General features: G+C 47.5%; 1 protein-coding gene. It reads left to right on the top strand.

Features of this window, described 5'->3' with window-relative positions:
- Positions 1–455: FG-GAP-like repeat-containing protein (locus tag CWB99_RS23580; RefSeq protein ID WP_171045447.1), on the top strand; the 455-nt coding region annotated here is incomplete at both ends.

Raw genomic sequence — 455 nt, 5'->3', positions numbered from 1 at the left:
CAAATCTGGACAATGATGCAGATGATGAATTATTAGTAGGTGATTGTCAGTGGGGCAATATACACGCTTACGATGTGGCAGCAGATAATACGATCTCGGAGTTATGGTCAATTGATATGGTCGATCATGGATCAACCTCTTTGACCGCAGGTGACAGCGATAATGATGGTAAGCTGGAACTACTCTGGGGCAGCGGTCTGAGCCATAGCGGAGCAGATATGCTAATCACTGCCGATATAGACGATGCAACACCCACAGTGCGTAAAGATGCGATTGCGACGCAATTGGATTCCTACGTTCCGGCCGGCTGGTCAAGTCTTGGTCAAGCATCGGATAATGCCATTTTCTTTGTTCCCAGAACAAATTCAGGTTATGACAGCAGCCGTGTGTTGACAATGGATTCAACTGGTTACTACGGCTTGTCAGCGCCAATTTCCAGCAACTGGCACCATGAC

It is taken from the genome of Pseudoalteromonas rubra (assembly GCF_005887095.1).
In the GTDB taxonomy this organism is placed as follows: Bacteria; Pseudomonadota; Gammaproteobacteria; order Enterobacterales; family Alteromonadaceae; genus Pseudoalteromonas; species Pseudoalteromonas rubra_E.
Note: the sequence above shows the minus strand (reverse complement) of the source record. Positions and strands in the feature narration are given on the sequence as shown.